Origin of the sequence: Microbispora sp. GKU 823 (assembly GCF_002027145.1) — a bacterium.
GTDB lineage: Bacteria > Actinomycetota > Actinomycetes > Streptosporangiales > Streptosporangiaceae > Microbispora > Microbispora siamensis.
Window position 1 is genome coordinate 23,472 of sequence record NZ_MWJN01000109.1, and the last position, 7,100, is coordinate 30,571.

Sequence of the window (7,100 nt, forward strand, 5' to 3'; positions counted from 1 at the left end):
CGCGCCGGTCACGACGCGAGCCGGGCGTCGTGCAGGTCGAGCCGGGTCGACGCGTCGGTCTCCAGGTCCTTCACGGCGTCCGAGACGCCGTGGACCAGGGCGTTCTCGTACAGCGGGACGGTGTCGGCGTGGTCGAGGATCCACTCGGCCGCCTTGGCGACGGCCTCGCGGCGCTTCCCCTCGTCCGTGGCCGCCGCCTGCTGCTCCAGATAGTCGTCCAGCTTGCTCGGCGGCAGGTGCCAGAGGTTGGAGCCCTTCGAGTAGAAGATGTTGCGCAGCACGTCGGGGTCGGCGCGGGTGACGGCGACCGCGGTGATGTCGAACTTCCCGGCCTGCTGCTGCTCGACGTACTTGGTCGGCGGCACCGCGTTCAGCTTCACGTCCACGCCGACCTTGCGCAGTTGCTGCTGGACGTACTCGTCCACCGGCGGCATCGGCGCGGGGATCAGCCAGTTCAGGGTCAGCGGCTTGCCGTCCTTCACCCTGATCCCGTCCGGGCCCGGCCGCCAGCCGGCCTCGTCGAGCAGTTCGGCCGCCCGGTCCGGGTCGTAGCGCAGCTTGTCGCTCTGGTCGACGTACAGGGGCGTGGTGGCGGCCAGCACGCCGGTGGCCGGTTCGAACCTCGGGCCGAGGACGGTGCGGACGAGGTCGGCGCGGTCGACGGCGAGCAGCAACGCCTGCCGTACCCGCTCGTCGGCCAGGACTCCAGCGTGGTTGAGCGACAGCGGCGGCACCAGACCGGGAACCCTCGTGACGAGCAGGTGGAATCCGTCCTTGGCGAAGGAGTCCTGGTCGGCGGGCTGCACGTTCTCCGCGACCTGGACCTGCCCGGAGCGCAGGGCGGTGGTCCTGGCACCGGCCTCGGGGACGAACACGAACCTGACCTCGGCGAGACTCGCCTCGCCCCGCACCTTGGCGAGCGAGGACGGCCACGAGTAGCCGGCGCGCCGCTTGAGCACGACCTCCTGGTTGGAGGTGTAGTGGTCCAGCACGTACGGCCCGGAGCCGACGAAGCGGCCGCGGCAGCGGTCGGCGAGCGGTGTCCCGGCGGTCGCCGGGGACAGGATGCCGAGCCCCGCCCCCGACGTGGCCTGCAGGAACTGCGCGTTCGGCGAGTCGAAGTCCACGTGCAGGCGGTGGGCGTCGACGACCGTGGTGCCCTGGTAGCCGCGCAGGTAACTCGCCGCGCCGTTGGCCGGGAGCTGGCCAGGCGATCGAAGCTGGCCTTGACAGCCTCGGCGTCCAGCGGGGTGCCGTCGCTGAAGGTGACGCCCTCGCGCAGGGTGAACGTGAACCGGCGGGCGTCGTCGGAGACCGAGAACTCCGAGGCCAGCCAGGGCACGATCTTCCCGGTACGCGGGTCCTGGTCGGTCAGCGTGTCGACGAGCGACCTGCTGATGTCGAGCGCGACGAGCTGGCCGGTCTGCTGCGGATCCAGGCAGGCGGGGTCGGCCGGCATCGCCACGACCAGCGTGGCGCCCGCACTGGAGGCGTTCGTTCCGGTTTCCGCCGCGCAGGCGGTGAGCAGCCCGTTCAGGGCGAGAAGGGCGAGGGCGAGAGGTTTCCGACGAGGGGACATCCGGTGGCTCTTTCCGCAAGAAGCGGGACGGCCGCGACGGCGGCGGCGATTCCCGAGAAAGTTCGTAGTACGTATAGTTCGTACTGCGACCAAGTTAGCAAGCCTCGGCAATAACCGTCAAACAGACTCGGGAATAGGGGAAAGCTTCCGCCGTACGGCCAGGGGCGACACCGCCACGCCCGCGACCGCCGCCACCGCACCCAGCCAGAACAGCAGGGAGAAGGCGGAGTCGGGCACGGCGGCGGTGCGGCCGGAGGTGGTGGACGCGATCACGGCGGCAGCGAGCTGACTGCCGATGACACTTCCCACGGTGCGGGCGATGTTGTTGATGCCGTTGGCGGTCCCGGTCCGGGCCAGCGGCACGATGTCGGCGATCAGCTTGGGCAGCGCCCCCATGACGAGCCCGGAGCCCGCCCCCACGACCGCGTAGAACACCAGGTGCTGCCAGTACGAGGCGTGGCCGAGCGCCAGCAGCGCCGCCCCCACGGCGAACAGCGCGAACCCGCACGCCAGCGGCCCTCGCGAACCCAGGGACGCCGAGATGCGGCCGACGGCCGCACCGGCCGGGACGATGGCCAGCATGCCCGGGAGCATCAGGAGACCGGCCACGGTGACCGATGCGCCGAAGCCGGCGCCGTCCGCCCCGGGCTTCTGCTGGGCGAACAGGGGCATCCCCAGATAGAAGAAGTACGACCCGGCGCCGAACAGCAGGGCGGCGGCGTGCGTGGCCAGCATCGGCCGGTCGGTCAGCTCGCCGACGTCGATGAGCGCGTGGGCCCTGCCGCGTTCCACCAGGACGAGCACGGCCGCCAGCAGCGCGCCGAGGACGAACAGGCCGAGCACCGGCGCCGACGTCCAGCCCCACGAAGGGCCCTGCGTGAGCGCGAGCAGCACCGCGACGAGGCCGAGGCCCAGCAGCACGGCTCCGAGCACGTCGAGCCCGCCCGAGGTGTCGTGGCGGCGGGCGGGCACGTACCGCCAGACCATCGCGAGGCTGAGCGACGCGAGCAGCGCGCCGAGGACGAACAGATACCGCCAGGACAGGTGGTCGGCCAGCAGCCCGCCGACGACCAGGCCGGCCCCGCCGCCCGCTCCGACGATGCCGGAGACCAGCCCCATCGCGAACGGCAGGCGTTCCCGCGGCAGCGCCTCGCGGAGGATCGCCATGGACAGCGGAACCACCGCGAGCGCCGCGCCCTGGACGACGCGGGCGGCGATGAGCTGGCCGATGTTCTGGGCCGCCGCCGCGCCGGCCATGCCCACCGCATACGCGACGAGCACGCCCATCATCACCCGCCGCCTGCCGTGCATGTCCCCGAGCCGGCCCAGGAGCGGGGTCAGCACCGCGCTGGAGAGCAGGAAGGCGCTGAGGATCCAGGCCGACCAGGCGGGCGTGGTCCGCAGTTCCCTGGTGAGCAGGCCCAGGGCGGGGACCACCACCGTCTGCATCAGGGCGTAGCCGAAAACCGCGGTGCCGAGCGCGACCAGCAGACCGGTGCCTCTCGCGGCGGGGCTCGTCGTGTCACCCGTGCTCACGAAGCCTCCTTAGTTCGCAGTACCAACAGTTCGTAGTACGCACAAATTAGTTGGCAGTGCGAACCGATGTCAACTACGCTCGGACCGGGAGGTACAGGTGACCACGACGACGACCACGAAGGCCGGCACGGAGTCGGCGTTCGCCACCGCGCTGGTGCGCATGTCCCACGTGGTGCAGTACGTCTTCGCCGATGTGAGCCGGGAGCACGGCGTCACCCCGCAGCAGGCGCAGTTGCTGTGCGTGCTGACCGGCGGCCCCATCGGCATGACCGAGCTCAGCCGCCTCCTCCACCTGGAGAAGTCCAGCCTCACCGGGCTCGTGGACCGGGTGGAGCGGCGCGGGTTCGTGACACGGGTCAGCCATCCTCGCGACCGCCGCGCCTGCCGGATCTCCCTCACGCCGGAGGGCGCGCGGCTCGGCGAGAAGGTGCACGAGGAGATCTGCGCGCGGCTGGACGTCCTGGGCGACGAGATGCCGGAGGCCGACAGGCTCCGGATCGCCACGGCCCTCACGGGCGTGGTCGCGCGCTACGCCACCTAGAGCGGCTCAGCTCGTGGTGAGCCTGCGGGCCGGCGACTTGCACGACCGGCGCTGCGCCGGGCTCTGCGAGTCGAAGCGGACCTGCCAGTCGCCGGTCGACGGCACCTTCTCGCGCAGCCGGAAGCCGCCGTCGGAGCCCGTCGTCGCCGATCCCCGCACGCTCTCGGCGCCGGCCCCCGACGGGTCGAACCAGAGCCGGACGCGCTGCTGGGGCAGCGGATCCCAGCGAGGGGGCTGTCCTGCGGGCTGCACCCGGACGAACAACGTGCCGATGTGGGTCGCCTGCCTGTTCCGCCTGCCGCTCTTGGGGCGCGCCGAATAGGTGATTCTGGTTTGCGCCCCGGCGGCGTTCACCGCCGAATGGACCTCGGCGCTCCGCGCCGCGGTGAGGCGCCCACGGTCCTCGGCGTCCGCGCGGAACCCCGCCGACCAGAACCCGGACTCGGTCGCCGTGACCGTCGCCTCGAACCGGCCCGACCTGCCGGTGACGACGCGCGCCACCTCCGTGCGGGACAGCATGTCATCGGCCCGGAACAGCAGGGCGACCGTGCGGCCGGGAAGACCGCCCCAGTCCTCCTTCCCGGTGACCGCCTCCAGCCGGCCGGAGAAGGTGAGCCGGCTTCCCTCGTCGACCGGGTCGGGAGACAGCTCGAAGCCGTCGATCCTCGACCGCCGCAGCCCCTCCTCGAACCGGACCTCGAACTCCCGTTCCCCGGTGACGCCGTCGGCGCCGACCACGACGCGCCAGGTCCCCGCCGCAGCGTCCCGGCCGAACACGTGCCCGGCCCGCCACCGCTCCTCGAAGGGCGTGCGCTCCTCGCGCTCGAAGCCCAGTCCCGTACGGGACCCGTCCGGGGCCACCAGGTCGCCCTTCACCTCGGCGGACGGCCCGCTGGTGACCACCTCGAAGGTCGCCACGACCCGGTCCTCGCCGCCGATCGGGACGGGGTCGGGATCGACCTCGACCGACTCGATCTCCACGAGAGCGGCGCCGGCGGCGGGCCGTCGCAGGAGCCGCGCGAGCAGGTGGCGGATGATCGTCATGTGGCTCGGCACACCTTCCGGTAGGGCGCCTCCGGCACGAGGCGCCGCCAGTCGTCATCTCCCAGGCCGCCGCCCGCCCGCGCGCACACCTCGGCCGCGGCCCGTTCCGGGTCGATCGTGTAGCGCCGCAGCGTCCCGTCCTGGCCGGCGCTGTAGAGGTAGCGCCCGTCCGCTCCGAAGGCGAGCGCGAGCACCCGGCCGGTGTGGACGGCGTACGGCAGGCCCAGCGGCGACCGCGTGCCGGCGTCCCACAGGCGAACCTCCCCGCTCGTGCCGCCGGTGGCGATCAGCCGCCCGTCGGGCGAGTAGGCGAGCGCCACGACGTCGTCGAACCGTCCCTCCTCGGGCGCGAGCGTCCCCGTACGCCGCAGCGTGCGGGCGTCCCACAGGCCCACGCCCGCCTCGTGAAAGCCGGTGGCGATCGCCGAGCCGCCGGGGCTGAACGCGATCGACCGCACGCCGTCGAGGACGGGCCCGAAGGGGCGGCCGGTGACCGTCCCGGTGGCCAGGTCGACCAGGGCGGCGTCCCGCCCGCCGATCGCGAGGACCCGGCCGTCCGGGCTGACCGCCATGACGTCCCATCCGCTGTGGCGCGGGACGGGAATCTCCGCGCCGCGGGCGAGGTCCCACACCCGGACCGGCTCGTAGTCCTCGGCGACGGGCGCCACGGCGAGGACCCCGCCTCCGACCGCCAGCCCGCCCACCGAACCGGCGCCCGCGACCGGGACACGGCGGAGCGGACGTCCGTCCGGCACGCTCCAGAGGCTCACCGTCGTGGCATGCCCCGGCGCCTCGCCCGCGGGAACGGAGGCGAGCGTGCGTACGTCGGGAAAGGCGAGCGCCCCGGACGGTGTGCCGCCGAGCGGCGGCCCGAGACCGACGCCCCTGGCCGGATCCCACAGGAGCGGCCCCTTACTGGCCGGCGAGACGGCGAGCGTCCGTGCGCCCGGCGCGAAGGCGGCGGCGACCGCCGACGGGGACACCGCAGTGGAGCGGGCCCCCGCCCCGGCGTCCCACCGTGGCGACCCTGCCGCCGCTCAGCAGGTAGCGCACGCACCGCGCCGCCCGCCCGCGCCGGCGGCGACCCTGATGTCCGGCATGCCGGTGGTGTCCCCCGGCGTGGAGTAGGCCAGCAGTCCGCCGCCGTCCGCGCGCCACAGCCCGGCGCCGGTGCCGTCGAAGGTCAGGACGAGCCTGCCGCCGTCGCCGTACGCGAGCCAGACGGCGGAGGCGCCCTCCAGGACGGGGCCGCGATGGCGGCCGGTGGACAGGTCCCAGAAGCGGACGTCCTCGCCGCGGCCGACCGCGATCGTGCGGCCTTCGGGGCTGAAGGCGACGGCGTCCGCCTTCCCGCCCCCGGGGGCGGGAAGGCGTCGCGGGCCGTGCGGACGCCCCGCGACCGGCTCGTACAACCGGTATCGGCCGTCGTCCAGCAGCACGGCGGCGTGCCGCGCGGAGACCACGACGCCCTCCGCCCGCTCGTCGCGCACGTCGAGGAGTTCGGCACCGCGAAGGGCGTCCCAGACCTGGCCCGATGGCCGGGCGCGAGCACGGCGAGGCGCGGCCGTCCGGGCCGAACGTCATCTCCAGTGCGCCGTTCCCGAACCCCGGCCCGAGCGGACGGCCGGTGGACAGGTCCCACACGCGCAGACGCCCGCCGCCCGAAACCGCGAGGCGGCGGCCGTCGGGGCTGAGCGCGACAGCGTCGGGGGCCGGTCCGATGCCCCGGGCGCCCCCGGCCACGCGGTGCGCGGCCACCTCCCACAGGACCGCCCGTCCGGCGTCGGCGACGGCGAGCAGCCGGCCGTCCCCGCTCAGGTCGAACCGGGCTCCGGCGGTGACGGGCGGGGGCGGGTCGATCCGCCGCAGCGGCTGGGCGAGCGAGCTGTAGAGCGCCGCCCGCGCCTCGGGCACCCCGGCCAGCCGCCAGGCGGCCACGCTCAGCGCCATCGCCCGAGTGGGATCGGACGAGCGCGAGGTCTCAGCCAGGGCGGCGAGCCGCCGGGCCACGGCCACGTCCCGCTGCCGCTCGGCGGACGACTTCTGGTCGAGGGCCAGCCCGGCCGAGGCCGCCGTGACGGCCACGAGCGCGGCGAGCACGGCGGTGAGGCGGCGGCGCCGCCGGGCGCGGACCCGGGCGAGGGCCCGGGACGCGTCGAGGAACGCCTTCTCCAGCGTGTTCAGCGTGACGTGATGGCGCGCGGTCGCCGCCCAGCCGAGCGCCGTCTCCAGCGCCGTCCCCTGGTAGAGGTCGCCGGGACGCCGCCCGTGCAGGTCCCACATCCGGGCGGCCTCGGTCAGCGGCCGCGTGGTCAGGGCGTCGCCCCTGTCGGTGTTTCCAGAAATTCACGAACATCTTTTCGAATTCCCACTCAGTCGAGCACCGGCGTCCGCGCGATC

At 74.0% G+C, this 7,100-nt stretch carries 7 protein-coding genes and 1 pseudogene; 2 read left to right on the top strand and 6 right to left on the bottom strand.

The window, feature by feature from the left end; all coding sequences use genetic code 11:
* Positions 1-8 precede the first annotated feature (8 nt).
* From B1L11_RS36935 to B1L11_RS36940, 3 genes and pseudogenes are all read right to left on the bottom strand, one after another.
* The gene (locus B1L11_RS36935) at positions 9-1,175 is read right to left on the bottom strand and encodes an ABC transporter substrate-binding protein (protein WP_372974761.1); all 1,167 of its coding nucleotides are present in this window, start codon (positions 1,173-1,175) and stop codon (positions 9-11) included.
* Between the two features lie 26 nt (positions 1,176-1,201).
* Positions 1,202-1,579, bottom strand: a pseudogene (locus B1L11_RS55490) (ABC transporter substrate-binding protein); the annotation flags it as partial.
* Positions 1,580-1,696: 117 nt separating this feature from the next.
* The gene (locus tag B1L11_RS36940; RefSeq protein WP_143737810.1) at positions 1,697-3,115 is read right to left on the bottom strand and encodes an MFS transporter; all 1,419 of its coding nucleotides are present in this window, start codon (positions 3,113-3,115) and stop codon (positions 1,697-1,699) included.
* A gap of 97 nt (positions 3,116-3,212) precedes the next feature.
* Here B1L11_RS36940 and B1L11_RS36945 point away from each other — a divergent pair, with 97 nt between their 5' ends.
* Entirely contained in the window at positions 3,213-3,656 is a 444-nt protein-coding gene (locus B1L11_RS36945; RefSeq protein WP_218671533.1) for a MarR family winged helix-turn-helix transcriptional regulator, read from the top strand.
* 6 nt (positions 3,657-3,662) lie between these two features.
* Here B1L11_RS36945 and B1L11_RS36950 read toward each other — a convergent pair whose 3' ends face one another.
* The 3 genes from B1L11_RS36950 to B1L11_RS36960 are packed head-to-tail and all read right to left on the bottom strand — an operon-like array spanning position 3,663 to position 6,190.
* Complete coding sequence (locus tag B1L11_RS36950; RefSeq protein ID WP_079319915.1) at positions 3,663-4,700, bottom strand: hypothetical protein; 1,038 nt, start codon at positions 4,698-4,700, stop codon at positions 3,663-3,665.
* Positions 4,697-5,683, bottom strand: a complete 987-nt coding sequence (locus B1L11_RS36955) for a WD40 repeat domain-containing protein (RefSeq protein ID WP_079319916.1) — start codon at positions 5,681-5,683, stop codon at positions 4,697-4,699. Before B1L11_RS36955 ends, B1L11_RS36950 begins: the two co-directional genes overlap by 4 nt.
* 54 nt (positions 5,684-5,737) lie before the next feature.
* A complete protein-coding gene (locus B1L11_RS36960) occupies positions 5,738-6,190 on the bottom strand; it encodes a hypothetical protein (protein ID WP_079319917.1) in 453 nt (150 codons plus the stop codon).
* Positions 6,191-6,657: 467 nt separating this feature from the next.
* Here B1L11_RS36960 and B1L11_RS36965 point away from each other — a divergent pair, with 467 nt between their 5' ends.
* Positions 6,658-6,894 carry a hypothetical protein gene (locus B1L11_RS36965; RefSeq protein WP_079319918.1) on the top strand — a complete coding sequence of 79 codons (237 nt, stop codon included), beginning with the start codon at positions 6,658-6,660 and terminating at the stop codon, positions 6,892-6,894.
* The last annotated feature ends 206 nt before the right edge of the window (positions 6,895-7,100 follow it).

Coding starts and splice junctions, on each gene's coding strand:
- B1L11_RS36950 (WP_079319915.1), bottom strand. CDS start 4,700: ATGACGATCATCCGCCACCTGCTCGCGCGGCTCCTGCGACGGCCCGCC.